Origin of the sequence: Pseudomonas sp. 13B_3.2_Bac1 (assembly GCF_025466205.1) — a bacterium.
GTDB classification, from domain to species: Bacteria; Pseudomonadota; Gammaproteobacteria; order Pseudomonadales; family Pseudomonadaceae; genus Aquipseudomonas; species Aquipseudomonas fluorescens_H.
Genome location: NZ_JANLOG010000149.1, coordinates 66,216 through 90,128 on the forward strand (window position 1 = coordinate 66,216; position 23,913 = coordinate 90,128).

Annotated in this window: 23 protein-coding genes; 15 read left to right on the forward strand and 8 right to left on the reverse strand. The window is 59.4% G+C overall.

Features of this window, described 5'->3' with window-relative positions:
- Nucleotides 1-26: 26 nt before the first annotated feature.
- Nucleotides 27-467, forward strand: a complete 441-nt coding sequence (gene lysM / locus NTD85_RS24815) for a peptidoglycan-binding protein LysM (protein WP_003220676.1) — start codon at nt 27-29, stop codon at nt 465-467.
- A 112-nt stretch (nt 468-579) separates the two neighbouring features.
- On the opposite strand, the gene yrfG is transcribed toward lysM, so the two are convergent.
- Complete coding sequence (gene yrfG / locus NTD85_RS24820; protein ID WP_262143459.1) at nt 580-1,242, reverse strand: GMP/IMP nucleotidase; 663 nt, start codon at nt 1,240-1,242, stop codon at nt 580-582.
- Nucleotides 1,243-1,330: 88 nt separating this feature from the next.
- On the opposite strand from yrfG, the gene nudE reads away from it, so the two are divergent.
- On the forward strand, nt 1,331-1,897 hold the full coding sequence (nudE, locus tag NTD85_RS24825; protein WP_262143460.1) for an ADP compounds hydrolase NudE: 567 nt from the start codon (nt 1,331-1,333) through the stop codon (nt 1,895-1,897).
- Between the two features lie 11 nt (nt 1,898-1,908).
- Nucleotides 1,909-2,736, forward strand: coding sequence for a 3'(2'),5'-bisphosphate nucleotidase CysQ (gene cysQ, locus NTD85_RS24830; RefSeq protein WP_262143461.1), 828 nt, complete (start codon nt 1,909-1,911; stop codon nt 2,734-2,736).
- Nucleotides 2,737-2,820: 84 nt separating this feature from the next.
- Here cysQ and NTD85_RS24835 read toward each other — a convergent pair whose 3' ends face one another.
- Genes NTD85_RS24835 through rfbC form a run of 4 tightly spaced genes read right to left on the reverse strand, consistent with a single transcriptional unit; the run spans nt 2,821 to nt 7,051 of the window.
- Nucleotides 2,821-3,276 carry a thioesterase domain-containing protein gene (locus NTD85_RS24835; RefSeq protein WP_262143462.1) on the reverse strand — a complete coding sequence of 152 codons (456 nt, stop codon included), beginning with the start codon at nt 3,274-3,276 and terminating at the stop codon, nt 2,821-2,823.
- Entirely contained in the window at nt 3,273-4,658 is a 1,386-nt protein-coding gene (locus NTD85_RS24840; protein WP_003220686.1) for a sigma-54-dependent transcriptional regulator, read from the reverse strand. Before NTD85_RS24840 ends, NTD85_RS24835 begins: the two co-directional genes overlap by 4 nt.
- Nucleotides 4,655-6,463 (reverse strand): ATP-binding protein, encoded by a 1,809-nt coding sequence (locus tag NTD85_RS24845; RefSeq protein ID WP_103485296.1) that lies wholly within the window; start codon nt 6,461-6,463, stop codon nt 4,655-4,657. Before NTD85_RS24845 ends, NTD85_RS24840 begins: the two co-directional genes overlap by 4 nt.
- A 42-nt stretch (nt 6,464-6,505) precedes the next feature.
- Nucleotides 6,506-7,051, reverse strand: coding sequence for a dTDP-4-dehydrorhamnose 3,5-epimerase (gene rfbC / locus NTD85_RS24850; RefSeq protein WP_262143463.1), 546 nt, complete (start codon nt 7,049-7,051; stop codon nt 6,506-6,508).
- Nucleotides 7,052-7,197: 146 nt separating this feature from the next.
- Here rfbC and NTD85_RS24855 point away from each other — a divergent pair, with 146 nt between their 5' ends.
- From NTD85_RS24855 to NTD85_RS24865, 3 genes are all read left to right on the forward strand, one after another.
- Entirely contained in the window at nt 7,198-10,110 is a 2,913-nt protein-coding gene (locus tag NTD85_RS24855) for an aminotransferase (protein WP_262143464.1), read from the forward strand.
- Between the two features lie 248 nt (nt 10,111-10,358).
- The gene (gene aguA, locus NTD85_RS24860; protein WP_262143465.1) at nt 10,359-11,465 is read left to right on the forward strand and encodes an agmatine deiminase; all 1,107 of its coding nucleotides are present in this window, start codon (nt 10,359-10,361) and stop codon (nt 11,463-11,465) included.
- A gap of 244 nt (nt 11,466-11,709) precedes the next feature.
- Nucleotides 11,710-11,922 (forward strand): hypothetical protein, encoded by a 213-nt coding sequence (locus tag NTD85_RS24865; RefSeq protein WP_003220694.1) that lies wholly within the window; start codon nt 11,710-11,712, stop codon nt 11,920-11,922.
- 189 nt (nt 11,923-12,111) lie between these two features.
- Here the strand turns inward: NTD85_RS24865 and NTD85_RS24870 are convergent, their stop codons facing one another.
- On the reverse strand, nt 12,112-14,205 hold the full coding sequence (locus NTD85_RS24870) for a TonB-dependent receptor (protein ID WP_262143466.1): 2,094 nt from the start codon (nt 14,203-14,205) through the stop codon (nt 12,112-12,114).
- Nucleotides 14,206-14,461: 256 nt separating this feature from the next.
- On the opposite strand from NTD85_RS24870, the gene NTD85_RS24875 reads away from it, so the two are divergent.
- The 6 genes from NTD85_RS24875 to NTD85_RS24900 all read left to right on the forward strand — a co-directional run bounded on the left by NTD85_RS24875 (nt 14,462) and on the right by NTD85_RS24900 (nt 19,157).
- Nucleotides 14,462-15,130 carry a DsbA family protein gene (locus NTD85_RS24875; RefSeq protein WP_262143467.1) on the forward strand — a complete coding sequence of 223 codons (669 nt, stop codon included), beginning with the start codon at nt 14,462-14,464 and terminating at the stop codon, nt 15,128-15,130.
- Nucleotides 15,131-15,426: 296 nt separating this feature from the next.
- On the forward strand, nt 15,427-16,713 hold the full coding sequence (locus tag NTD85_RS24880) for an OprD family porin (protein ID WP_103485291.1): 1,287 nt from the start codon (nt 15,427-15,429) through the stop codon (nt 16,711-16,713).
- A 231-nt stretch (nt 16,714-16,944) separates the two neighbouring features.
- Entirely contained in the window at nt 16,945-17,691 is a 747-nt protein-coding gene (locus tag NTD85_RS24885) for a 2OG-Fe dioxygenase family protein (protein WP_003220699.1), read from the forward strand.
- A 79-nt stretch (nt 17,692-17,770) separates the two neighbouring features.
- Nucleotides 17,771-18,148, forward strand: coding sequence for a GNAT family N-acetyltransferase (locus NTD85_RS24890; RefSeq protein ID WP_003220700.1), 378 nt, complete (start codon nt 17,771-17,773; stop codon nt 18,146-18,148).
- Nucleotides 18,145-18,861 (forward strand): AzlC family ABC transporter permease, encoded by a 717-nt coding sequence (locus NTD85_RS24895; protein ID WP_003220701.1) that lies wholly within the window; start codon nt 18,145-18,147, stop codon nt 18,859-18,861. The genes NTD85_RS24890 and NTD85_RS24895 overlap by 4 nt, the downstream gene beginning before the upstream one ends.
- Entirely contained in the window at nt 18,840-19,157 is a 318-nt protein-coding gene (locus NTD85_RS24900; protein WP_003220702.1) for an AzlD domain-containing protein, read from the forward strand. The genes NTD85_RS24895 and NTD85_RS24900 overlap by 22 nt, the downstream gene beginning before the upstream one ends.
- On the opposite strand, the gene NTD85_RS24905 is transcribed toward NTD85_RS24900, so the two are convergent.
- Nucleotides 19,074-20,000: a LysR family transcriptional regulator gene (locus NTD85_RS24905; protein WP_045122253.1), complete on the reverse strand. Its 927-nt coding sequence runs from the start codon at nt 19,998-20,000 to the stop codon at nt 19,074-19,076. The genes NTD85_RS24900 and NTD85_RS24905 overlap by 84 nt on opposite strands.
- Nucleotides 20,001-20,442: 442 nt before the next feature.
- On the opposite strand from NTD85_RS24905, the gene NTD85_RS24910 reads away from it, so the two are divergent.
- The 3 genes from NTD85_RS24910 (at nt 20,443) to NTD85_RS24920 (ending at nt 22,348) form a co-directional block, all read left to right on the forward strand.
- Nucleotides 20,443-20,952 (forward strand): PBECR2 nuclease fold domain-containing protein, encoded by a 510-nt coding sequence (locus NTD85_RS24910; RefSeq protein WP_201136045.1) that lies wholly within the window; start codon nt 20,443-20,445, stop codon nt 20,950-20,952.
- Between the two features lie 308 nt (nt 20,953-21,260).
- The gene (locus NTD85_RS24915; RefSeq protein ID WP_007961687.1) at nt 21,261-21,671 is read left to right on the forward strand and encodes an MbcA/ParS/Xre antitoxin family protein; all 411 of its coding nucleotides are present in this window, start codon (nt 21,261-21,263) and stop codon (nt 21,669-21,671) included.
- Nucleotides 21,668-22,348 carry an RES family NAD+ phosphorylase gene (locus NTD85_RS24920; protein ID WP_262143468.1) on the forward strand — a complete coding sequence of 227 codons (681 nt, stop codon included), beginning with the start codon at nt 21,668-21,670 and terminating at the stop codon, nt 22,346-22,348. The genes NTD85_RS24915 and NTD85_RS24920 overlap by 4 nt, the downstream gene beginning before the upstream one ends.
- 295 nt (nt 22,349-22,643) lie before the next feature.
- Here NTD85_RS24920 and NTD85_RS24925 read toward each other — a convergent pair whose 3' ends face one another.
- Complete coding sequence (locus tag NTD85_RS24925) at nt 22,644-23,801, reverse strand: AAA family ATPase (RefSeq protein ID WP_103520121.1); 1,158 nt, start codon at nt 23,799-23,801, stop codon at nt 22,644-22,646.
- Between the last annotated feature and the right edge of the window lie 112 nt (nt 23,802-23,913).

A 23,913-nucleotide genomic window follows, 5' to 3' on the forward strand; every position in this document is an offset into this window, starting at 1 on the left:
GGAATCCCAATCAAGGAGTGTGCGCTATGAGTCTGTTGAGCTTTGTGAAAGAAGCCGGTGAAAAGCTGATCGACCTGCTGACCCCGGGCAATGCCAATGCCAGCGAGCAGTTGAAGGAACATATCGACAAGGTCGGTCTGGGCGATCCAAATGTTCAGGCGACGGTGGATGGCGACAAGGTCACGGTTAAGGGTGAAGTCGCGAGTCAGGAAGAGAAAGAAAAAATTCTCCTGGCTCTGGGCAATATTGCCGGGATTGGCAGTGTTGATGACCAGATTACCGTTACGGGGCCGGTAGTGGTGGCTGCGGAATTTGTCGAGGTGAAGGCAGGTGACACGCTCAGTGCGATCTCCCTGCGGGTTTACGGCAACGCCAACCAGTACCAGAAAATCTTCGACGCCAACAAACCGATGCTCAAGGATGTGAACAAGATTTATCCAGGGCAGAAGCTCCGTATTCCGAAGTAATAACCACGCTGTGGCGAGGGAGCTTGCTCCCGTTCGGCTGCGCAGCAGTCGTGAACATTTGGGGCCGCTTCGCGGCCCATCGGGAGCAAGCTCCCTCGCCACAGTGGTGTTGCTAGAGTCCCCGAATCAAATCGCGGTAGTCCTCGACCGCCGCAAACTCGGCGGTGTCCTTCGGCCCCTTGCGGCTGTCCGGCTCTTTCACCGCCAGCAGATGTGCCACACCGAAATCCCGTGCACTACGCAGAATCGGCAACGTATCGTCGATGAACAGACTGCGCGCCGGATCAAAAGCGATATCCGCCTGCAAGGCATCCCAGAACTGCGGGTTCTCCTTGGGATAACCGTAATCGTGGGAGCTGATCAGCCGTTCGAAATACGGCGCCAGTTCGATCCGTTCCAGTTTCAGCGAAAGCGAGTCCCGGTGGGCGTTGGTGATCATGATCACCCGCTTGCCGGCCTGTTTTAGCGCGTGCAGAAAGGTATCGGCATCCGGGCGCAGCGCGATCAGGTGTGCGGTTTCCAGTTTCAGTTCACGCACCGAGAGCTTGAGTTCGGCACTCCAGAAATCCAGGCAGTACCACTGCAGTTGCCCGGCATGGCGCTCGAACAGCGGCTGCAGTTCCATGTCGGCCATGGCCCGGCTCACACCGTGCAATTCGGCGTAGCGTTGCGGCAGGTGTTCCAGCCAGAAATGGTTGTCGAAGTGCAGATCCAGCAGCGTACCGTCCATGTCCAGCAGGACGGTATCGATGTCAGACCACGGTAAAGAAGGCATGGCAACGTCTCGAGCGGTAGAAAGATATCCGACACAAACAATCGGGAAAGCCGCGTTATAGTAGCGCGTTCACGCCAAGGAGCTTTGCATGCGCCAGAAACCCACTGTACTCGCCCGCGAGATCGTCGCCACCAGTCGTCTGTTCTGCGTCGAAGAACTGAAACTGCGTTTTTCCAATGGCGTGGAACGCACTTACGAGCGTCTGGTCGGCAAAGGCGCGGGCTATGGCGCGGTGATGATTGTGGCAATGCTCGATAGAGAACACGCAGTGCTGGTCGAGGAATACTGCGGCGGCACTGACGAGTACGAACTGTCCCTGCCCAAAGGCCTGATCGAGCCGGGCGAGGATGTGCTGGCAGCCGCTGAGCGCGAGCTCAAGGAAGAGGCCGGTTACGGCGCCCGCCAACTGGAACATCTGACCGAGCTGTCGCTGTCGCCCGGTTACATGAGCCAGAAGATCCAGGTGGTGCTGGCCACCGACCTCTATGAGGAGCGTCTGGAGGGCGACGAACCCGAGCCGATGCGCGTCGACAAGGTCAACCTGAGTGAGCTGGCGGCGCTGGCGCAGAACCCGCAATTTACCGAAGGCCGTGCCTTGGCGGCGTTGTATCTGGCGCGTGATCTGCTGACGCAGCGCGGTTTTTTTCAGTCATGAGTGAGATGTCGATGAGTTTTCCCCATCCGTTGATGGCGCCAGTGGTTGAGCTGGCATTGCAGGCCGGCGAGGCGATCCTGCCGTTCTGGCGCGCTGATGTGGCGGTCACCGCCAAGTCCGATGACTCACCGGTGACGGCGGCGGACATCGCTGCGCACCATGTGATCGTTGCTGGGCTGACCGCGCTCGACTCCAGTATTCCGATTCTGTCCGAAGAAGATGCCGACATCCCGCAGAGCGTGCGTGCCGGGTGGCAGCGCTGGTGGTTGGTGGATCCACTGGATGGCACCAAGGAGTTCATCAGTGGCAGTGAAGAATTCACCGTCAACATCGCGCTGATCGAAAACGGTCGGGTGGTGTTTGGCGTGGTGTCGATGCCAACCAATGGGCGTTTCTATGTCGGCGGTGCGGGTCTCGGCGCGTGGCGTGGGGATAAAGGTGGCTCGCCGGTGGCGATTCAGGTGCGTGACGTACTCGCCGCTGGTGAAGCGTTCACCGTGGTGGCGAGCCGCCGGCATTCCAGTCCGGAGCAGGAGCGCCTGCTCGCTGGTTTGAGCGCCAGCCTTGGCGAGCTGCAACTGACGAATATCGGCAGTTCGTTGAAATTCTGTCTGTTGGCCGAAGGGGCAGTGGATTGCTATCCGCGACTGGCGCCGACTTCGCAGTGGGATACCGCGGCAGCACAGGGCGTGCTCGAAGGTGCGGGCGGTGAGGTGGTGGATCTGCAGGGCGAAGCGTTCTGTTATCCGGCGCGGGAATCGCTGCTCAATGAGTTCTTTCTGGCGCTGCCGGCGAAAGCGGCGTGGCGATCCAGATTGCTGGAGCTGGCGCGCTCATAAGATCAAAAGATCGCAGCCTGCGGCAGCTCCTACAGGGAAATGCGAATCCCGTGTAGGAGCTGCCGAAGGCTGCGATCTTTTGCTTCAGCGGTGCAGAACGTACTGCCCGCTGAACGTCACCGCATCCTCTTCACTCCCGGCGTTGACGATCCGCGTATTGAGCGTCAATCGCGCGCGCCCGTAGCGCTGATACATCGCCAGAAATTTCTTCCAGACCAGCGCTTGCGGTGGCGGACAAATCGCCGTGGCATCACCGGTCACGGGCAGCGGATAGTTGATCTGCCCTTCCTGAATCACGATGTGCCCGTCCTCGATGCCTTCTTCCTTCAGGCGCAGATGCAGCCAGCCCCATCCTGCCAATACCGCGCCGCAGTAGAGACTGCCGCCGAACATGGTGCTCTTGTGATTGACGTTCGGCTCCAGCGGCAAGTGCAGGCTTAACTGCTGCTCGTGCCAGGCGAGAACCTTGAGGCCCATTTCCCGGGTCAGGGGAATGTCGTGATGCAGCACCGATTCCAGATAGCGACTGTCGCGACTCATTCGGCTTCGTCTCCATGGGCGCTGCTGTCGGCAAAATTCAAGCCGTGCTTGCGCAGTTTGTCGTGCAGGGTCTTGCGCGGAATGCCCAGGGCTTCGGCGAGGCTGCGTACCGAACTGTGCGAGCGCGCCAGCTCGGCGGCAATCAACGATTTCTCGAAGTTTTCCACTTGCTCGCTGAGCCCGCCACTGATGACTTCCACCGTGCTGCCGCCGCCTTCGCTTCCACTGTTATCCAGCGCCAGTTCCAGACCGAGGGCGAAACGCTCGGCAGCGTTCTGCAGTTCGCGCACGTTGCCCGGCCAGGTGTGGCGCAGCAGCAAGGCGCGTTGCGCCGGTTGCAGTTCATGAGGCGGCAAACCGTGGCGGGCGCTGGCTTCATCGGCGTAATGCTGGAACAGCACCAGCGCGTCCTCGCCGCGTTCGCGCAGCGGCGGAATGCGTAGGGGGGCGACGTTCAGTCGGTAGTACAAGTCGGCGCGAAAACGCCCTTGATCGGCGGCCTGACGCAGGTCTTCCTTGGTCGCGGCGATGACCCGGATGTCCAACGGGATCAACTGATTGCCACCCAGACGTTCGACCACGCGCTCTTGCAGCATGCGCAGCAATTTCACCTGCACGTCCATGCTCATGCTTTCGATTTCATCGAGGAACAGCGTGCCGCCGTTGGCGAATTCGAACTTGCCGATGCGGCGTTTCTGCGCGCCGGTGAACGCGCCCGGCTCATGCCCGAACAGTTCGCTTTCGACCACCGATTCGGCCAGTGCCCCGGCGTTGATCGCCACGAATGGGCCGTTGCGCCGGCTCGACAAGTCGTGCAGCGCACGGGCCACGACTTCTTTACCGGCGCCGGTTTCACCGAGGATCAGCACGTCAGCCTTGGTCGCGGCCAGCGCGCCGATCTGCTCGCGCAAACGCAGCATCGGCGCCGAGTGGCCGACCAGTCGCGCGCTCAGTTCGTTGCGATCGCTCAGGGCCAGGCGCAGGCTGCGGTTGTCCAGTACCAGCCGGCGCAGGGCCAGGGCACGGCGCACGCTGTCGAGCAGCGCATCACTGGCGAACGGTTTTTCCAGAAAGTCATAGGCGCCGGCACGCATCGCCTGCACCGCCAGCGGCACATCGCCGTGGCCGGTGATCAGCAGCACCGGCAGCTCCGGGTCCTGAGCATGCAATTCGCTCAACAGCTCCAGGCCGTCCATGCCCGGCATGCGGATGTCGCTGACCACCACACCGGGCCAGTCACGCTCCAGTTGCCCGGCCAGACCTTTGGCTTCGGACAGCGGGAGGATTTTCAGCCCGGCCAGGTCCAGGGTCTGGCCGAGGGCCTGACGCAAGTGCGGATCGTCGTCGATCAACACCACCTGAATGCGATTGTCGATGGTCATGCACTTCGATCCTCGGACGGTTGCAGGCTGACCCCGGGCGCGCCGGCGCGCAGCCGCAGGGTGATCAAAGCGCCACCTTGCTTGTGGTTGGCGAACGACAGTTCACCACCGAAGGCGCGCATCAGGGTTTCACAGATGGCCAGCCCCAGGCCAAGGCCCTGGGTGCGGGTCTTGGTGGTGTAGAAGGGCTCGCTGGCGCGACCGAGGGCTTCCATGCAGAACCCCGGACCGTTGTCGCGAATGTACAGGTTGACGCCCTCGGCGGTGGATTCGGCACTCAGCCACAGTTTGCGCGGCGGGCCTTTTTCGGTCAGCGCATCGAGCGCGTTGGCCAACAAGTTGCCGAGCACCTGACGCAGCCGGGTTTCCCCGGCCTCGACCCACAGGGTGGCGGCCGGCAGGTCGCGGATCAGCTCGACTTCCATGCTGCGGCGCCGTTTGGCCAGCAACGCCAGCGCATCGTCCAGCGCCGGTTGCAGGGCCACGCTTTCCGGGGCATGGCGATCGCGGCGGGCGAAGGCCCGCAGGTGGGCGATGATCGAGGCCATGCGCCCGGTGAGTTCGCTGATCAGTTTGAGGTTGCCGCGGGCGTCGTCGGTGCGCTGATGATCGAGCAACACTTCGGCGTTTTCGGCGTAGCTGCGAATCGCCGCCAGCGGCTGATTGAGTTCATGGCTGATGCTCGCCGACATGGTTCCGAGCGCCGATAGTTTTCCGGCCTGGACCAGATCGTCCTGGGCGCGCACCAGTTCCTGCTGGGCCTGTTCGCGCTCCAGCACTTCTTGCTTGAGGCGACGGTTGAGGCCTTCGAGGTCGCTGGTCCGTTCAGCCACCCGGCCTTCCAGTTCACGACGGGCCTTGGCTTCGAAAGCGATGCGCTCCAGGTAATGCCGACGGCGTTGCATCATCAGCCCCAGCAACAGCATCACCACCAACAGTGTGGCGCCACCGATCGCCACCACGGTGCGTACCGGACGGTCGATCAGCGTACGGGGGGCGAGGATGCTGACGCTCCAGCCGGTTTCGGCGATGTTCACGGTTTGCGTCAGCCAGGCATTGGGGCTGAGGTTCAGCGGGCGCGGCTCACGCGTCGGATAGGGCTGGATGGCGGTGATCGCCAAGCGCTCGGGCTCGCTCAGGGGGCGGGTCGAGCGGAAGCGCCATTCCGGACGCGAGGTGAGAATCACCACGCCGTTATGGTCGGTCACCAGCAGTTGTTCCGGGGTTTTGCCCCACAGGCTTTCGGTGTGGTCGAGGTCAACCTTGATCACCAGCACCCCGATGATTTTCTCTCCGTTGCGCACTGCCGCCGCGAAGAAATAACCGCGCTTGGCCGAGGTGGTACCGAGGCCGAAGAAGCGCCCGAGGCGTCCGGCCATGGCTTCACTGAAGTACGGGCGGAAAGCGAAATTACGCCCGACGAAACTGTCGTGCTTGTCCCAGTTCGACGCTGCCAGGGTCTGGCCGCTGGTGTCCATCAGGTACATGACTTCGGCGCCGGTCTGCGCCGCGATGTTTTTCAGCAGGCGGTTGGCATTGCCTTGGGTGACGCCGTCGTCCGGTGCGCCGAGTACGGCGCGCAGGGCCGGCAGGTCGCCGAGGATCTGCGGCAGCACTTCATAGCGGTGCAGGGTACCGAGCAGGTTGGCAACGTAGAGGTCGAGGGTCTGGCGGTTTTGCCCGGCCAGTTCACTGCGGTAATAGCGCTCGGCCAGATGTTCCAGCGGCCATAGAAGCGGCGCCAGACACAGCGCCAGCAGGGCGAGGCTGCGCCAGCGAGGTCTGCGGGGAAGGGTAGGTTTCATGAGCCGGATGCGCCTGTGGTGACAGGCGCATTATGCCTAGGCTCAGGCGAAGACGTCAGCGTCCTTGAGCAGCGCGCCGGACTGATCCTTGGCCGACAGCTTCGGTGCTTCATCAAGCTGCCAGTCGATGCCCAGAGCGGGGTCGTCCCAGCGAATGCTGCGCTCGGACGATGGATCGTAGTAGTTGGTGGTCTTGTAGAGGAACTCGGCAAACTCGCTCAGCACCACGAAACCATGGGCGAAACCTTCCGGAACCCACAGTTGACGGTGGTTTTCAGCCGAGAGGCGTACGGCAACCCATTTGCCGAAGTGCGGCGAGCTGCGACGGATGTCCACGGCCACATCCAGCACTTCACCGGCCGTTACCCGGACCAGTTTGCCTTGAGTATTTTGCAGTTGGTAATGCAGGCCGCGCAGCACACCTTTCTGCGAGCGCGAATGGTTGTCCTGAACGAATTGGGTCTCCAGACCGGTCGCTTCCTGGAATGCCTTGGCGTTGAAACTCTCGTAGAAGAAGCCGCGCTCGTCACCAAATACCTTGGGTTCGATGATCAGAACACCCGGCAGATCGGTGGTGATTACATTCATGAGGTTTTTCCAGATAGAGATGAATGGCCGACATTCTTGCGCAAAGCGCTGGCGGATGCGAGCGCTTGAATAACACGGATCGGGGGTTGCGCATCCACGGTAGCAATGGCGATATAGGCGCCTAATAAAATTTCAGGGGTCGTTCCATGCCGCTCGCCACGTTGATTCATCGCGCCAGTTTGCCCAGCCCGCAGGTTTCTGAAGCGCAGGCCCGGCAGTGGTTGGCGGAGCATTACGGCCTCAGTGGCACGTTACAGGCACTGGGCAGTCAGCAGGATCTGAATTATCGGGTCGACACTGAGCGTGGGCGGTTTGTCCTGAAAATCTGCCGCGGCGACTATGCACTTGTGGAGTTGCAGGCTCAGCATGCAGGCCTCGAGTACCTTGCCGAACACTCTTCGGTGCACGTGCCCAGAGTGATCCCGGCCAGTAACGGAGCGGATCTGTTATCGCTGGAGGCCGACGGCGAGCCAGTGCACGTGCGTTTGCTGGACTACATCGAGGGTCAGTCGCTGACTCATCTTGATCACTTGGGCCACGACGTGGTGGCCGGTTTCGGTCAACTGTGTGGCGAGATGGATCTGGCCCTGGCCGGCTTCGATCACCCAGGCCTTCAGCGCACGCTGCAGTGGGATGCGCGTCACGCCAGTGCGCTGATCAAGCATCTGCTGCCGGTGATCAAGGATGAAGGCCAGCGCGCACTGATTGCTGACGCTGCCGAACAGGCCGAACGTCGCTTGCAGCCGCTGCTGGACAAGCTGCCGGTGCAGGCGATCCACATGGACATCACCGACGACAACGTGGTCTGGCAACGAGATGCCAAGCGTCATTGGCAATTGCAGGGCGTGATCGACTTCGGAGATCTGATCCGCACTTGGCGCATTACCGATCTGTCGGTGACCTGCGCGGCGCTGCTGCACCATGCCGGCGGTGATCCGTTGGTGATTCTGCCGGCAGTGCAGGCCTATCACGCAGTCAATCCGTTGCAACATGCAGAGCTGTTGGCGTTGTGGCCATTGACCGTGGCCCGCGCAGCGGTGCTGGTACTCAGTGGCGAGCAGCAGGTCAGCATCGATCCGGGCAACACCTACAGCCGCGATAACCTTGGCCACGAATGGGAAATTTTCCACGTGGCCACGTCTGTACCGCTGGCGCTGATGGAAGCGGCGATCCTCACGGCGGTCGGCCAGCCGCTGCCGGCCATTGACAGTGAAGGCTTCGCTCCGTTGTTGCCAGAGCTGGTCGGGCGCGAGTTTGCGCTGATAGATCTTGGCGTCCTCAGTCCGCATTTCGAAGCGGGCAACTGGGAGCAGGAGGGGATCGATCAACGGCTGCTGACTGAAGCCGCTGTCGCGCATGGCCTGGCGGCGAGTCGTTATGGGCAATACCGTTTGTCGCAGACGCGAGTGGACAGCGCGGTAGAGCCGGAGACCTTCCCGCTGCACGTTGAACTGCGCGTGCCACAGGGCACGACCGTGGAAGCGCCGTTTGCCGGTGTGCTGCACCACGCGGCGGACGGTGTGCTGCAACTCGACGGGCCGCAACTCAGCGTGCGTTTGCGCGGTGTGAATGCTTCGCTGCACAGCGGCGCGGCGTTGGTCAAAGGGCAGGTGCTGGGTGCGGTCAGCGGTCCGTTGCTTGTGCAGTTGAGTCGTGTGGCATCGCTGGATGCGCCATGGTTCTGCAGCCCTTCGCGCGCTGCCGCGTGGCAGGCCTTGTGTCCTTCGCCAGCCACTCTGCTCGGGCTGGCCTGTGATGCCGAGCCGGAGCTGGACGGCAAAACCTTGCTCGAACGGCGCGACGCGAGTTTCGCCCGCACGCAAAAACATTATTACGTCGACCCGCCGCGCATCGAGCGCGGCTGGCGCAATCACCTGATCGACATGCAGGGCCGCTCCTACCTCGACATGCTCAACAACGTCGCGGTGCTCGGCCATGGTCATCCGCGCATGGCTCAGGTGGCGGCGCGGCAGTGGTCGCTGCTTAACACCAACTCTCGCTTCAACTATGCCGCCGTGGCGGAGTTTTCCGAACGCTTGCTGAAACTGGCGCCGGACGGCATGGACCGGGTGTTTCTGGTCAACAGCGGCAGCGAAGCCAACGACCTGGCGATCCGTCTGGCGTGGGCCTACAGCGGCGGGCGCGACATGCTCAGCGTGCTCGAGGCCTATCACGGCTGGACGGTCGGCGCCGATGCGGTATCGACATCCATCGCCGACAACCCGCGTGCGCTGGAAAGCCGTCCGGACTGGGTGCACCCGGTGACCGCGCCGAATATTTATCGTGGCCAATTCCGTGGTCTCGATTCTGCGCCGGACTATGTGCGCAGCGTCGAAGCGCAACTGGCGCATATCGCCGCGCAGAAGCGCCAACTGGCCGGGTTCATCTGCGAACCGGTTTACGGCAATGCCGGCGGGATTTCCCTGCCGCCCGGTTATCTGAAACAGGTCTATGCGCTGGTACGGGCCCAGGGCGGGGTGTGCATCGCCGACGAAGTGCAGGTCGGTTACGGGCGCATGGGCCACTTCTTCTGGGGCTTCGAAGAGCAGGGCGTGGTGCCGGACATCATCACCATGGCCAAGGGCATGGGCAACGGCCAGCCGCTCGGCGCGGTGATTACGCGTCGGGAAATCGCCGAGGCGCTAGAGGCCGAAGGCTATTTCTTCTCGTCGGCCGGTGGCAGCCCGGTGAGCTGTCAGATCGGCATGGCAGTCCTGGATGTCATGGAAGAAGAAAAGCTCTGGGAAAACGCCCAGGTGGTCGGCGGTCACTTCAAGGCGCGGCTGGAAGCGCTGATCGATAAACATCCGCTGGTGGGTGCGGTACATGGCTCCGGCTTCTATCTGGGGGTGGAACTGATCCGCAACCGCCAGACGCTGGAGCCGGCCACCGAGGAGACCACGTTGTTGTGCGATCGCCTGCGCGAGTTGGGGATCTTCATGCAACCGACCGGGGATGACCTGAATATTCTCAAGATCAAACCGCCGATGGTCACCTCGCGGCGCAGTGTGGACTTCTTTGTCGACATGCTGGATCGGGTGCTCGAAGAAGGTCTGTAAACGCTGCTTTTGTGGGAGCGGGCTTGCTCGCGAATGCGGTTTTTCATTCAAAGGAGATATCGACGGATGTGCCGCCTTCGCGAGCAAGCCCGCTCCCACATGGGTTCAGTGCTAATTCGATTTGTATCGGTATTTAACTGTTTTTTTTAGACGAGCGTCATTTTAAAGCATTTAAAATACGATATTTATCGGTTATAAAGTCGCCATTGCTTTGCAACCCTTCGACGGTTCCCAGGAGTCCTGATCCGATGACCACTTTGAAAAGTACCCCGCGTGACGATGGCTTCTACATGCCGGCCGAGTGGGCGCCGCAGACTCAGACCTGGATGATCTGGCCCGAGCGCCCGGACAACTGGCGCCTGGGTGGCAAGCCGGCACAAGCTGCGCATGCCGCCGTGGCCAAGGCCATCGCCCGGTTTGAACCAGTGACCGTCGCGGTTTCCGCTGGCCAGTACGAAAACGCCCGTGCGCGCCTCGACGTGCCGAATATCCGTGTGGTCGAGATGTCCAGCGATGACGCCTGGGTGCGCGACAGCGGCCCGACTTTCGTCATCAATAACAGCGGTGAAGTGCGCGGTGTGAACTGGGACTTCAACGCCTGGGGCGGCTTTGAAGGCGGTCTGTACTCGCCGTGGAATCGCGACTCGCAGGTCGGCGGCAAGATCCTCGAAATCGAGCGCAGCCCGCGTTATCGCACCGAAGGTTTTGTGCTGGAAGGCGGCTCGATTCACGTCGACGGCGAAGGCACGCTGATCACCACCGAAGAGTGCCTGCTCAACCACAATCGCAACCCGCACCTGAGCCGCGAAGAGATCGAAGCGGTGCTTCGCGACAATCTGTCTGTGGATAAGATCATCTGGCTGCCGGATGGCCTGTTCAACGACGAAACCGACGGCCATGTGGATAACTTCTGCTGCTACGTGCGCCCGGGCGAAGTGCTGCTGGCGTGGACCGACGATCCGCAGGATCCGAACTACCCGCGCTGCCAGGCCGCAATGAACTTGCTGCAAAGCAGCACCGACGCCAAGGGCCGCCCGTTCACGGTGCACAAGATGCCGATCCCGGGGCCGCTGTATGCCACCGAAGAAGAGTGCGCGGGCGTCGATCCGGTCGACGGTACCCAGGAGCGCAATCCTTCTGTGCGTCTGGCCGGTTCCTACGTGAACTTCCTGATCGTCAACGGCGGCATCATCGCGCCGAGCTTCGACGATCCGATGGATGCCCCTGCACGAGAAATCCTGCAGAAGCTGTTCCCGCAGCACGAAGTGGTGATGGTGCCGGGTCGTGAACTGTTACTGGGCGGTGGCAATATTCACTGCCTTACCCAACAGCAGCCAGCGCCGCACAAAGAGTGAGTTGAGACGTAACAGCTTGAGTTGATTCATAAATCAGCCAGGCAACAATTAGCTCGCTGTGCATGCAAAGAAGCCCGCGGCCTTACTGGACCGCGGGCTTCTTTGTATCCGCTTGTCGACAAATCGGAAACCTTGGCATAGCTCTTGTATCGGACAAAGCGCACTAGGGAGAGGGGGGACTTCAATAGTTCTGTCATAAACCTTGGATAACTTGGCCGCTCACGAACGGGGAGAGAGCGCTGAAATGAACGCCGAAGTGAACGTAGTCAGCGAGCGGAATTTGCATCCCATGGTCGTAAACGGCGAATCGCTCCAGATTGTCGCGCACTTTTTGAAATCCAATGGAACGCGTCAGATCAGGGAACCTGATCCGCGCCGGATGATGATCGAGCGCTATCCCGCTGGCCTGTTCAGCGAGGCCGAACTGGAAGCGTTATGGGCTGTGATGCAAGGATAAGAAAAACAACAAGGATTGGTAAAAGCGCTGCCGGGATGGCGGCGCTTTTTTATGCACGACACAAAACCCACTGCGAACATTGGACCTGTGGGAGGGGGCTTGCTCCCGAATGCGGTAAGTCAGTGACGATGATGTTGCCTGATCCGACGCCTTCGGGAGCAAGCCCCCTCCCACAGGATTTGTGTGAAATCAGAAGCTGTAGGTACCGGTCATCACCACGCTGCGCGGTGCGCCAGGCTGGATCTGATATTGGCTGGTGGCCGAGGCGTAATACTCGCGGTCAGTGATGTTGTTCAGTGCCGCGCGCAAATCCCAGTCCTTGAAGCGGTAACCGACCAGTGCATCCCAGCGGCCATACCCCGGCAGCACGGTGGTGTTGGCGTTGTCGGCATAACGCTGGCCGACCAGGGTCAGGCCGGTTTCGCCGTACCAGCCCATTTCCGGTTTCCAGGTCAGGAACAGGCTGCCGTTGTGTTTGGCCACGTTGTTGACGCGCTTGCCTTCCAGGCCGTTGTTGTCCTTCTCGATGGTGGTGTCCTGCACGCCGACGCCGCCGCGCATGTACCAGTTGCCGACCAGTTTGCCGGTGGCGGTCAGCTCGACACCGCGGGAGCGCTGAAGACCGGTCATGACGGTCAGGGTCGGATCGTTCGGATCGCTGGTGCGGCGGTTGTAGAGTTCCAGGTCGTAGACCGCCAGGGTGGTGCTCAGGCGATCATCCAGCCAGTCGCTTTTCACCCCGATTTCTTTCTGTTTGGTCAGCTCCGGACTCAAGTCGTTGCTATTGCCGGCAGCCCCCGGGGTTATGCCGATCAGGCCGCCGCCCACTGGCGAGAAGGTCTTCGACCATGAGGCGTAGAACGAATGATTCTGCAGCGGCGTCCAGACAATCCCGACGCGCGGGCTGGTGCTGTGGCTGTCGCGATCCTCAGTGATGTTCTTGAGCTTGTTGGTCGACTCGATATCGAAGGTGTCGTAGCGCAGGCCGGCCAGCAGTTGCCATTGATCATTCAGGCGCAGTTGATCCTGGACGTAGACCGCGCGGCTTTCGACTTCGGTGTGGCTGTTGCTTGAGACCTGCATGCTGCCGGTGTGGCGCAGATTGCGGTTCGGGTTGTACAGGTCGAGCGATGGCACGGGTTGCGCGCCTTGCGTTCTGCCGGTGGCGGCGTTGTACAGCGTCGGGTCGCGGCGCTGGCTGCCGATCTCGATACCCGTGAGCAGGCGATGCTCAAGGCCGAAGGTATCGAATCCGCCTTCCAGTTCGAGGTTGTTGTAGACGTTGCGGGTGGTCAGATCCTGCTGCCAGTGCTGGCGCGCGACCTTGTTGGTTTTCGGGTCGAAGCCGGTCAGGTAGGTGTTGTCGAAATCGCTGTCGAGCTTGAACACGCCCAAGGTCTGGCGCAGCTGCCAGTTGTCGTTGATCTCGTACGTGAGTTTGGAGCGCAGGGACTGCGCCTTGTCATCGATGAAGTCGTGATCATTGCCGTAGGTGGTGTCGCGACCGACATCTGCTGGGCGCCCGTTGACGCCGGGAATACCGCGATCCGGCGTACGGTTGTAGCGACTGTACTCGTATTGCACCAGCCAGTTGAGGTCCGGGGTCAGCTGCCAGCTCATCGATGGCGCGAACAGCTGGCGGTTGCCACTGACGCCGTCGCGGAAGCTGTTTTCATCCATGTTGCCCATGTTCAGGCGCAGGCTGAGGTTTTCGCTGGGGTCGGTGCTGAGGTCGGCGTACAGGCTGCGTAGGTCTTCGCTGCCGCCCTGCGCTTCGATGGTCGAGCGACGGCCGAACTCGGGCAGCTTGCTCACGCGGTTGACGATCCCGCCCTGGCTGCCACGGCCGTAAAGTACCGCCGCCGGGCCTTTGAGCACTTCGACCCGTTCGATGTTGTGCAGGTCGCGCTTGTACTGGCTGTCGTCGCGAATACCGTCCAGATAGAAGTCGTTGCTGGCGTCGAAGCCACGGATGCGCAGGCTGTCGAAGCGGGTGTCGGCGCTGCTGCTGACGTTGGGAATGCCGCTCAGGGCGTCGCCGATGTCATTGGTGCCGTAGTCGGCGACGTTCGCGGTCTTGATCGAGTCGATGGCCTGCGGCACATAACGCACCGGGGTCGAGGTGCGGGTCGCGGTGCTGCTGATTTTGACGCGCGGGTCTTCGGCTTGTTCTTCGGCGCTGATCGCGGTGGCAGGCAGTTCGGTGGCGGAGTAAGCAAAACCGCTGGTTAGAAAGGCAGACAATCCAAGGGTGACGGGCGTGAGGCGGAACGGGGCAGGCATGGAAAAGCGCATCCGAAAGGGTAGGGAAATTCAAACGCGCAAATGGTAATGCTTTGCATTTGCTCCCGTAATTTATTCCTGAGAAGTTCCCCTATTGGATTGTTTCAATTTGTGTCGATCTCGATACACACCGACCCTTTGAACAATTTGACCGATTACCGAAACAGTCTGAAAGGCATTCCGACGTTTTTCGCCAACACACGAGGGAATAGTCTGCCGGCATCGAATTTTCCTGATTGGTTGCCGGAGTACTCCCATGATCCTTCACTACATCTACGACCCATTGTGCGGCTGGTGCTACGGTGCCAAACCGCTGGTGCAAGCGGCGCAGCAAGTGCTGCCGGTCGTTGCCCATGCGGGTGGAATGATGAGCGGCGCGAATCGCCAGCGCGTTTCGCCGCAACTGCGCGATTACGTCATGCCCCACGACCGGCGCATTGCCGAATACACCGGGCAGCCGTTTGGCGAGGCGTATTTCGAAGGCCTGCTGCGCGATCACTCGGCGGTTTTCGATTCGACGCCGCCGATCGCAGCGGTGATGGCGGCAGAGTCCATCGACGGCCGTGGTCTGCAACTGCTCGGACGTTTGCAAACGGCGCATTACGTGGAAGGGCGGCGCATTGCCGATGAATCTGTGCTGTTCGAACTCGCCAGTGAGTTGGGTTACGCCGAGCACACCTTTGCGGCTGCGTTCAAGTCCGTTGATACGACAGCGCATGTAAAAGCCAGCCGCGCGCTGTTGGCGCAACTGGGCGGCCAGGGATTTCCAACGTTGGCACTGGAGCAGGACGGACAATTTACCTTGCTCGACATCAGCCCATGGCTGGGCAAACCGCAGGCATTCGCCGAGTGGTTGGGGCAAGCGGTGGTCGCTGTTGAGCCAGGGCAATCCCCCGCGCAATGCGGTCTCGAGGGCTGCGTGTAATCGCGCTGGATTCACTGGCTGAGCGCATTTTCGAGCAATGCGCTATCGCAAAATTTACGATTCTTAGACGATTTTTACCTATTTAAAGACGATTCTTGAAATTGACACATTATTGAGGGCGCGGCTACGATTCGGCCCAACGCCTGTGGCCAACCGCCATGACTCAAAATAATAAACAGGCCCGCCACGGTTTTTCCGTGGGCGGGCCTTTTTGTTTTCGGGGTGAAAAAAGAGTGCATTAGCGCCGTTTCAGCCGTTCGACACAGCGCGTTTCAACCCGTAATAAGGAAAACAAAATGTTGAACAAGCGAATCAGTCTGATCGCACTGGGGATGTTGAGTGCCACACAGGCCATGGCTGACGGCCAGGCCGAGTCCAAGGGTTTTGTTGAAGACAGCAGCCTGAAAGTGCTGCTGCGCAATGCCTACATCAATCGTGATTACAAAGACGGCAACAAAGACAAGTCTGAGTGGGGCCAAGCGGCCATCGGTACGTTCTCGTCCGGTTTCACCCAAGGCACCATCGGTGTGGGTGTTGACGCCTTCGGCCTGTACGCCCTGAACCTGGAGCGTAGCGAAGATCGCAGCGGTGCCGGCGGCATCGACTTCTTCAAACGTGGCGACAGCGGCAAACCTGCCAACGACCTGTCCAAGGGCGGCGCAGCGGTCAAATTCCGTCTGTCCAATACCACGCTGACCTACGGCGACCAGATGCCGGCCCTGCCGGTGCTGAACTACGACAACTCGCGTCTGCTGCCGGAAAGCTACACCGGTACCTTGATCACTTCCAAAGAGATCAAAGGCCTGCAACTGGACGCCGGTCGTTTCACTGCCGAATCGCGCAAAAGCGCTGAAGGTCGTGACAGCGGTGGTCTGAAGGCTATCAACGTATTGGGCGGTAGCTACCAGTTCACCGAACAATTCAAGGCGGCGCTGTACGCTTCCGACGTTGAAGACGTGCTGAAGAAGCAGTACGTGAACGCCAACTACGTGTTCCCGATCGACAAGGATCAGTCCCTGACCCTGGACTTCAACGGCTACCGCACCAAGCTCGACGACTCCTATGTTCGTCAGAGCGGTGCTACCGGTGACGACAACAAGATCTGGAGCCTGGCAGCGACGTTCGCCACCGGCCCGCACTCGTTCACCGTGGCGCACCAGCGTTCCACCGGCGACAGCAACCTGGGCTACGCCTACGGCGGCTATCAGAAAGAGCAAGGTCGGGTCGGTGACGGTGGCAACACCATCTACCTGGCCAACTCCTACTGGTCGGACTTCAACGCTGAAGACGAGCGGAGCTGGCAGCTGGGTTACGGCCTGGACTTCGGTGCCTTCGGCGTACCGGGTCTGAGCTACAACTTCGCTTATGTGCGTGGCGACAACATCACCACCTCCACCACCACGGGTGGTACCGAGCGTGAGATCTTCAACCAGGTCAAATACGTCGTGCAAAGCGGTCCGGCGAAAGACCTGAGCGTGAAGTTGCGCAGCTCGATCCTGCGCGTTTCGCAGAAATCCAGCGAGTACAACGTCAGCGGCAACGAGCTGCGTGTATTCGTGGACTACCCGATCAACATCTTCTGATGAACGATCCGGTTTAAGAAATATGAGAAAACCCCGACTGGTTCGGGGTTTTTTTTCGAGGTCTTTTCTATAGAAACTGTAAAAAACCCGTGTTTTTGTCATGTAAAAGTTGTTTTTACGCTGCTGCAAACTCCGTTTCAAACTGGGCTTTAAATGCCTGAAATTCTTTCTCATGGACGCAAATTCTCCACCTAATAGATTAGGCCGCTCAACGCAGCGGAGAATTTGGTAATGATCGTTTTGAACAGAGAAGTGGGCGAATCGCTACGGCGCGACAAATATGTCAACGTCCAGGGTGGTGACTTCAATCTCTACGGTCATTTTGCCGACTTCGTCAGACTGACCAAAAGTTGGGAAAACATGGAGCCAGACAGTTACTACGGTCAGGCCGAAGCCGGCATGCGTTACCGTCGTTACAGCGACTTTGAGTACAACCCGAAAACACGTGAATTGAAGCAACTCGAGCATCGCGCGTACGTGCAGTCCAAAGAGAACAACGCCTACGTGGGTGGTGTTGTGCGGCACTTTCAGGACTTCTCCGATGAAGTGATTACTTCGCCGGTGATGCGCAGCCTGATCGACACCGATTTTGAAGTGTACAAAAGCGTGTTGCCGGAAGAGCTGCACGATGAAATCTGGCAATGCCAGATCCATCAGATCCGCATCGAGATCAAACCCGGCAAGCAACTGGAAATCACTCCGGAAGGAATTCACTGCGACGGCTATCCGTTCAGCGGTGTGCACTTCTGGGGGCGCAACAACGTCGAGGGCGCGGAAAGCCGTTTGTACGATGTTCACGAGCATCAACTGGCGTCGACCACCTACAAGGAAATCCTCGACACCACGTACTTCCTTGACCGCGACATGCGCCACTACGTGACTCCGGCGCGCAACACCCACACGCATGCCATGGCTTACCGGCAGATTCTGGCGATTTCCTTCTCGCGGCCCGGGACCGCTTTCGACATTGTTCGCTAATCAGATCACCCCAATCGATGGCGTCGAGTGCTCGACGCCGGTGGTGCTGCGACGCGCCACCGCCAAGGACGCGCAGCGCATGGAGCGTTTCTTCCGCCAGTTCGACGAGGTGTCGTTCTGTGAGTGGCAGGACGCCAAATGCCTGCGCGGTGTATTGATCCAGAAGACCACCACGGCCTATCTGGCCTTCGACGTCGAGGGTGAAATCGTCGGTGCGGTGCTCGGCGGCATGCTCGGCAGCCGCGGCACCATCAACCACCTGGCGGTCAGCCCACGCTATCGCAGCCAGGGCGTCGGCCAGCGGCTGGTGGAAGCGGCGTCGTCTGACATGAAACGGGTCGGTGTATTACGGATGTTTCTGTTCGTCGACGATGCTAACCTCGCGGGCAAGCGATTCTGGACTGCCCAGGGTTTTTGCGAACCCCACGGCGAGCGGACATTTGAGAGGGATCTATGAATGAAACGTCCGGCAGTGCGCCGCTGATGGCTGCCCATCAGCCATCGCGCACGTTTGCCGAAGCCAGCCCGGTGGTGGCCGGTTATTTCACGGTGTCGTTCGTGTTCGGGCTGATGGCGGTCAACGCCGGGCTGCCGATGTGGCTGCCGGTGGCGATGTGCTTGTTCGTCTACGCCGGCGCTTCGCAATTCGCCGCGCTGGCGCTGATCTCCAGCGGTGCTTCGCTGACTACCATCGTGCTGACCACGTTCCTGATCAATGCGCGGCACATGCTGATGTCGGTGTACATGGCCAAGGCCCTGCGCGCACTGGGGCTCAGCCGCATGGAGCGCTGGGCTTACGCGGGTGGACTGACCGATGAGTCTTTTGCGTTTCACAGCGTCAAGCTGGGCACCGGCGCGCCGGTCAATATCCGTTACCTGATCGGCTTCAACCTGTTCTGCCACACCTCCTGGGTGCTGGGCGGATTGCTGGGCGCCGTTTGCGCGCAATATGCATCGCACCTGATCAAATACCAGCTCGACTACGCACTGACCGCGATGATGCTCTACGTGCTGGTGTCGCTGTGCAACACCCGCAACAAACTCATCGCCGCAGCGGCTGCCGTCGCCTGCATGGGCGCGCTGAGCCTGGTCGGTACTTCGCCATTCAACGTATTCATCGCCACGTTTGTGGGCTGCGGAGTGGGTGTATGCCTGACCAAACGTTCCTGATTCTGGTGGTGGCGCTGATGATGGCCGTGACTTTCCTGCCGCGCGCGTTGCCACTGCAAGTCAACACCGAGCACTGGCCGCCATTCGTTGCGCGGGCGCTGGAATACCTGCCGGTGGCGATCGTCGCTGCGATCAGCCTGACTCCCTTGTTGATCAAGGATCAGCACCTACAGCTCGACCGCCCGGAATTTTATGCAGCCATTCCGACGCTGTTATGTGCGTATTTCAGCAAAAACCTCTTTCTCAGTGTGGCGGTTGGGACGGCTGCGTACATTGCGCTCGGCTCGTTCATGTAGCGGCAGATCGACCACGTCATTCAGGGCCTGGCCCGACAGGTTCGGATTGTTCACCGCCAGACGCACTTCGAGGAAATCCTCGAAACCGGGGAAAATCGTCAGGCCGTTCTTTTGCGCGGCCTCACGAGACACCATGCCGACCGCGTCCATCTGCGTGATCAACGATAGCGTCAGGGTCTCGCTGCAGGAATAGACCATGCGCTGACCGTTCTCGTGATTGCCCAGACCAGCGTCGAGAAAGCGCAGGAAGCTGTGGGAATACGGACAATCTTCCGCAGGACGCACCTGAAACTTGTTGCCCAGCAACGTCAGTGGATCGTTTTCCTGCCCGCAATGGGCACCGACCACCTGCACCTGCACATCCGGCAAAACAATGCTCGGCAGACCCGGACGTTGCGGGCCGATCAGCACCGCGAGGTCAAAGTCCTCATTCTTCAGCTTGCTCAGGTTCTCCATCGACTCGGCGTAGCTGAATTCCATCTGGTAATCGGGAAACACCTCGATCAGGCGTCCGATCATTCGCCGGTTGAAGTCAGACGACAACGTGTTGTTCAACGCAACCTTCAATGTGCGCTGGCCAGGCACCTTGAGCGCCTCGACCTTTTCTTCCATCTGTCGCGTGGCAATCAGCACTTTGTCGATGTAGGGCGTCAGCTCCGTGCCTTGCGGCGTCAGCGTCAGCCCTTTGTTGGAACGACGAAACAAGCGGAAACCGAACTGCTCTTCGACCTTGTTCAACTGTGCGGCCAAGGCCTGCACAGTCAGGCACGAATGCTCGGCCGCGGCCGACAACGAGCCGGTCTGCACGATGCGCATGAGGTTGCGTAAGGTTCTGCTATCCATGGGTAATGCCCTCTGAAGTGGGCTGGGTATTGTTGTTTACGAGACTGCCGATCCGGCGTCATATGCTGGCTATATTCCAGCACCTGAGCATAGTTGTCGCGGGTTTAGTAGCGAATTGATGTCCCCGCCGATGGCTGGAAGCTGACACAGGATCGGGATTTTTGATGACGTGGGGGTGATTGGGGTCAAGAAAAGTGCCCGGCTCGGACGAGTCGGGCACTTTTTTATGCCCCGGGACTACTGCATTTTTGAGTATTTCCCACACCGAAACGTCACTGTTTTGCACCGTTGTCGGAAGCCTCCTATAGAAAAGAGCGAACGGGCTGATTTACCGCCAATGCACAAGTGGCTGAAATATCAGGTAGTTATTTTCGGGACTTTTAGTCCGAGGCCATGGATTTCCAGGCAATGCCGGCATCCGCGAAGCTAGCGAGTCGATGCCATGAGTTTGCAGGGGAGCAGGGCGTTACCCGATCAAAAAACCTGGAAAGATCTGGGCTTACCGGATATTCGCGATATCGACCCCGGCCTCCTGATTTCTGCAGTTAGAGAGCTTCCGGGTGCCTCGAGTCTCAATGCAGCGTGGGAGCAAGTTGCCAGAGGCTTTGGGCTTGTTCACGGTCTTGATGCTGTTCTGATCGAAACGCCATATGGACCGGTTTTGGTGAAGCATGAGCATTTGCTTCATACGGTGGAAAAGCGCCCGAATGCCCGTGAGCGATTCACCGAATTTGCGCGAGATACCCTGACGAAACCGTTAGAAATATGGCGGGTCCCCTACGATGACGCCTCGTTTCGACTCTCCTTCATCGGCGCCTACAACGCGAGATACCAGATGCTGGTGGTCATCCATGTTGAGCGTGGCAACCTACTCTGGAATTTCATGAACTGTGACAAGAAGGGCCTGAACAAGCATCGGCATGGTGAACTGTTGTATCGACGTTACCGGTAGCTCAAACAAGAAAGGGCAGCCTTCTCAGGCTGCCCTTCACATGAATGTCGCTTGATATTGTGCTCCCTCAAGCAGGGGAGAAGAGGTCTCACCCGGGCGCTGATTTTCAGGTCATCAACGGGGTTCCTAACGCCGACTATTGCCACCTGAAGGCAGTCGGTTTCGCGCTCTTGAGCCGGATTCTCTGCCACCGAACATTGAGGTGTCAACCTGGGTTTTGAGGATTTTTATTCGTATGCGGATAGAGTTATTGAAAAAATTCATATGTGTACTACGCTGAGCTTGCGGAACAGCGAAGAAGGACGACCATGCCTACCTCATCCCCAGCCCTCACCCCGCGTGAACAACTCGACGTCCCCGAAGCCGGGCGCGTCGCGCTGAAGTTTTTCTTCAACCTCATGGAGCGCTGGGGTTGCAACGCCGAGCAGCAGCGCACGCTGTTGGGGGGCGTCGGCAACACCACGTTCTACAAGTACAAACATTTGCCGCCGAACATTCGCCTGCCGCATGACACGCTGGAGCGCATCTCGTACTTGATGGGCATTCATAAGGCGCTGAGCATCATCTTCAGCAATAGCCGCGAGCGCGCCTATACGTGGGTCAGCAGCCCGAATACGGCGGCGCCATTCAATGGCCGGACCGCGCTGGATTACATGCTGGCGGGGAGGGTGGTCGATATCGCCGACGTGCGCCGCTACCTCGACGGGGTGCGCGGTTGAAGGCCCCACCGCTGGCCGATCCGCAATGGCCCAAAGCCTACCGGATCGTCAACAGCAGCTTCCCGCCGATTGCGTTGTTCGAAGACGTGCTCGACCCCGAAGACCTGGAAATCGCCTACGCGCTGGAAGCGCTGACCAATGATCGCCTGATCGAGCAGGCCGGCGTCCTCGCCCGCGTGCGCCCCGAAGACCGGCTCTCCGGCCCCGGTTCAACCCCGGTGATGGCGGCGTTTACCCACATCGGCAAAAGCAGCCGCTTCACCGATGGCACCTTCGGCGTCTACTACGCCGCCAGCAGCCAGGCCGCGGCCATCGCCGAAACCTGCTATCACCAGGAACGTTTTCTTGCGGCCACCCACGAAGCGGATCTTGAGTTGACCATGCGGACTTACGTTAATCGCGTGGTTAAGCCGCTGCATGATGTTCGTCACGACTTTCCAGATTTGCATCAACCCGATCCAGACGCCTATGGCCCATCCCAGGCGTTTGCCCGACAACTGCGTGAGTCTGAATCGTGGGGGATGCTCTACAACAGCGTTCGCCTGCCGGGCCACGAATGTGTCGCCGCGTTCCGGCCGCCAGCGGTGTCGATTCCGAAGCAGGGCAAACATCTGCGTTATGTGTGGAGTGCGAGTCAACGCAGGATTTCGTTTGTGTTTGAGATCAGTCAGGTTTGAAGCGCAACAAGCCCTCGCGGTGCGGCGAGGCTTCTTACTGGCGGCTTGCCTGTACCTTACCCGGGTTCTCAGGGCCGGTCCTTGAATTGGCAGCGACGGGTTTGACGGTAGCTGGGGAATAGAGGCGCGCCATCGTGGCCAGTAGTGGCTTTGCCTGGCTTCTCGTTAGAACAAATTTCTCAGGACCTCGCGCCATGCGTTGCGGTACTTCCATCCTGCTTGCGATATCTACTGGTTCGGAAAAACAAAGCCTCAGCATATTCGTACGGGGTTTTTGTAATACATGCTTTTCAGTCTAGCTCCCCTCTATCAAGGCCCGCTCTTCCAGCCAGATCTCTTGAACAAACTGATCTGTAATCGCATAAATCCCATGGCCACGTCGCATGATGATGTTCTCGGCAACCAGCGCAATCACCACCGGTTGAATCTCCTCGACCCTCACCTCTCGCCCGACTGACTTTGAATACTCAGCAGCTGCGTCAGTGGAGAAAATTCCGCGAGCATCGCCTTCTGTAGATGCGATCTTGTTGAAAACGGCTTGAGCCAGGCTACCCAGTAGCTCGACTTTTTCCAGCTCGATGCTCGCCGCGGCCGAGCGTAATGTGCTGGCGATTACTGGTAGGAAAACATCGGGTTCGCCCTCTTGCTGCAAGAGTTGGCGTAGGGCTTTCAGCATTTCTTCAGGTCGATTTCCCAAAGTGTTGAACGCGTCGATAGCGGCTTCGAGGGATGGCAGTTTGTCCTTCTTCACTGTCATTGCGAGGCGGTTGAGCAGGAATTCAACGTAATCGCCTTTCAGCAATGGGTAGGCTGCTGACGTGGCGCCGGAAAAGGCGTGGTTGCGTTTGGCGGTCAATTCGCTGACTTGCGCCCTGTGCGAGCCGGTACCAATAAACAGAAAATATCCCGGCGTTTTCGGGCGAGGATTGATGGCGTCGCGGGCGGCTTTGAGTGCCAGGAGCAGTTGATTGCCGTCGTCTGAGGAAATGGCGTGCTGTACTTCGTCAATGATCAACACCAGATCAGTCTTGGCTTGATCTACAACTTCAGTGAGTGCATGCGCCAGAGTCGGGCCGTCGACGCTGCCAATACTGTCGAGTTTGAAACCGAACTTAAATCCAGCGGCGCCGATTTCAACATTGCTGACGCGCTTGAATGTTTCCAAGGCAGAGGAACCCGGAGTTTGCAGATCTTTCAGGGTTTCCCGGATGGCGTTGTGCACAAGCGTTGCCGGGTTGGCCAGAGTGTCGCTCCATAAGTCGACATAGATGACCAAAGCACCTGCTTCCTCCAAGGCCGGGATAAGGTCGCTCCTCAAAAACGTCGTTTTACCTGTACGGCGCAGGCCAGATAGAAACAGACCTGAGCGAAGACCTTCGTCGAGCACACCTGGATTGAGAAGCTGGTTAGCCATTGACTCTGCCAGTTCAGGGCGCTGAAAAATGCTGCTCATACGATTACACCTTTTTATGTGTACACCATAATTATTGCTATTTCATAATTTAGCATAAGACGGAAATATGAGCGTCGGGTCAAAGCCCGTTCTCTCTTAGTGTGTAAGAGGA

Excerpts from the sequence above, each read along its gene's own strand:
- NTD85_RS24890 (WP_003220700.1), top strand. The coding sequence starts at position 17,771 with ATGGAGCGTTTCTTCCGCCAGTTCGACGAGGTGTCGTTCTGTGAGTGG.
- NTD85_RS24845 (WP_103485296.1), bottom strand. The coding sequence starts at position 6,463 with ATGAAACCTACCCTTCCCCGCAGACCTCGCTGGCGCAGCCTCGCCCTG.
- NTD85_RS24875 (WP_262143467.1), top strand. The coding sequence starts at position 14,462 with ATGATCCTTCACTACATCTACGACCCATTGTGCGGCTGGTGCTACGGT.
- NTD85_RS24925 (WP_103520121.1), bottom strand. The coding sequence starts at position 23,801 with ATGAGCAGCATTTTTCAGCGCCCTGAACTGGCAGAGTCAATGGCTAAC.
- NTD85_RS24865 (WP_003220694.1), top strand. The coding sequence starts at position 11,710 with ATGAACGCCGAAGTGAACGTAGTCAGCGAGCGGAATTTGCATCCCATG.
- NTD85_RS24915 (WP_007961687.1), top strand. The coding sequence starts at position 21,261 with ATGCCTACCTCATCCCCAGCCCTCACCCCGCGTGAACAACTCGACGTC.
- NTD85_RS24895 (WP_003220701.1), top strand. The coding sequence starts at position 18,145 with ATGAATGAAACGTCCGGCAGTGCGCCGCTGATGGCTGCCCATCAGCCA.
- NTD85_RS24855 (WP_262143464.1), top strand. The coding sequence starts at position 7,198 with ATGCCGCTCGCCACGTTGATTCATCGCGCCAGTTTGCCCAGCCCGCAG.
- yrfG (WP_262143459.1), bottom strand. The coding sequence starts at position 1,242 with ATGCCTTCTTTACCGTGGTCTGACATCGATACCGTCCTGCTGGACATG.
- cysQ (WP_262143461.1), top strand. The coding sequence starts at position 1,909 with ATGAGTTTTCCCCATCCGTTGATGGCGCCAGTGGTTGAGCTGGCATTG.
- NTD85_RS24900 (WP_003220702.1), top strand. The coding sequence starts at position 18,840 with ATGCCTGACCAAACGTTCCTGATTCTGGTGGTGGCGCTGATGATGGCC.
- lysM (WP_003220676.1), top strand. The coding sequence starts at position 27 with ATGAGTCTGTTGAGCTTTGTGAAAGAAGCCGGTGAAAAGCTGATCGAC.
- rfbC (WP_262143463.1), bottom strand. The coding sequence starts at position 7,051 with ATGAATGTAATCACCACCGATCTGCCGGGTGTTCTGATCATCGAACCC.
- NTD85_RS24840 (WP_003220686.1), bottom strand. The coding sequence starts at position 4,658 with ATGACCATCGACAATCGCATTCAGGTGGTGTTGATCGACGACGATCCG.
- NTD85_RS24885 (WP_003220699.1), top strand. The coding sequence starts at position 16,945 with ATGATCGTTTTGAACAGAGAAGTGGGCGAATCGCTACGGCGCGACAAA.
- NTD85_RS24905 (WP_045122253.1), bottom strand. The coding sequence starts at position 20,000 with ATGGATAGCAGAACCTTACGCAACCTCATGCGCATCGTGCAGACCGGC.
- aguA (WP_262143465.1), top strand. The coding sequence starts at position 10,359 with ATGACCACTTTGAAAAGTACCCCGCGTGACGATGGCTTCTACATGCCG.
- NTD85_RS24870 (WP_262143466.1), bottom strand. The coding sequence starts at position 14,205 with ATGCCTGCCCCGTTCCGCCTCACGCCCGTCACCCTTGGATTGTCTGCC.
- nudE (WP_262143460.1), top strand. The coding sequence starts at position 1,331 with ATGCGCCAGAAACCCACTGTACTCGCCCGCGAGATCGTCGCCACCAGT.
- NTD85_RS24880 (WP_103485291.1), top strand. The coding sequence starts at position 15,427 with ATGTTGAACAAGCGAATCAGTCTGATCGCACTGGGGATGTTGAGTGCC.
- NTD85_RS24910 (WP_201136045.1), top strand. The coding sequence starts at position 20,443 with ATGAGTTTGCAGGGGAGCAGGGCGTTACCCGATCAAAAAACCTGGAAA.
- NTD85_RS24835 (WP_262143462.1), bottom strand. The coding sequence starts at position 3,276 with ATGAGTCGCGACAGTCGCTATCTGGAATCGGTGCTGCATCACGACATT.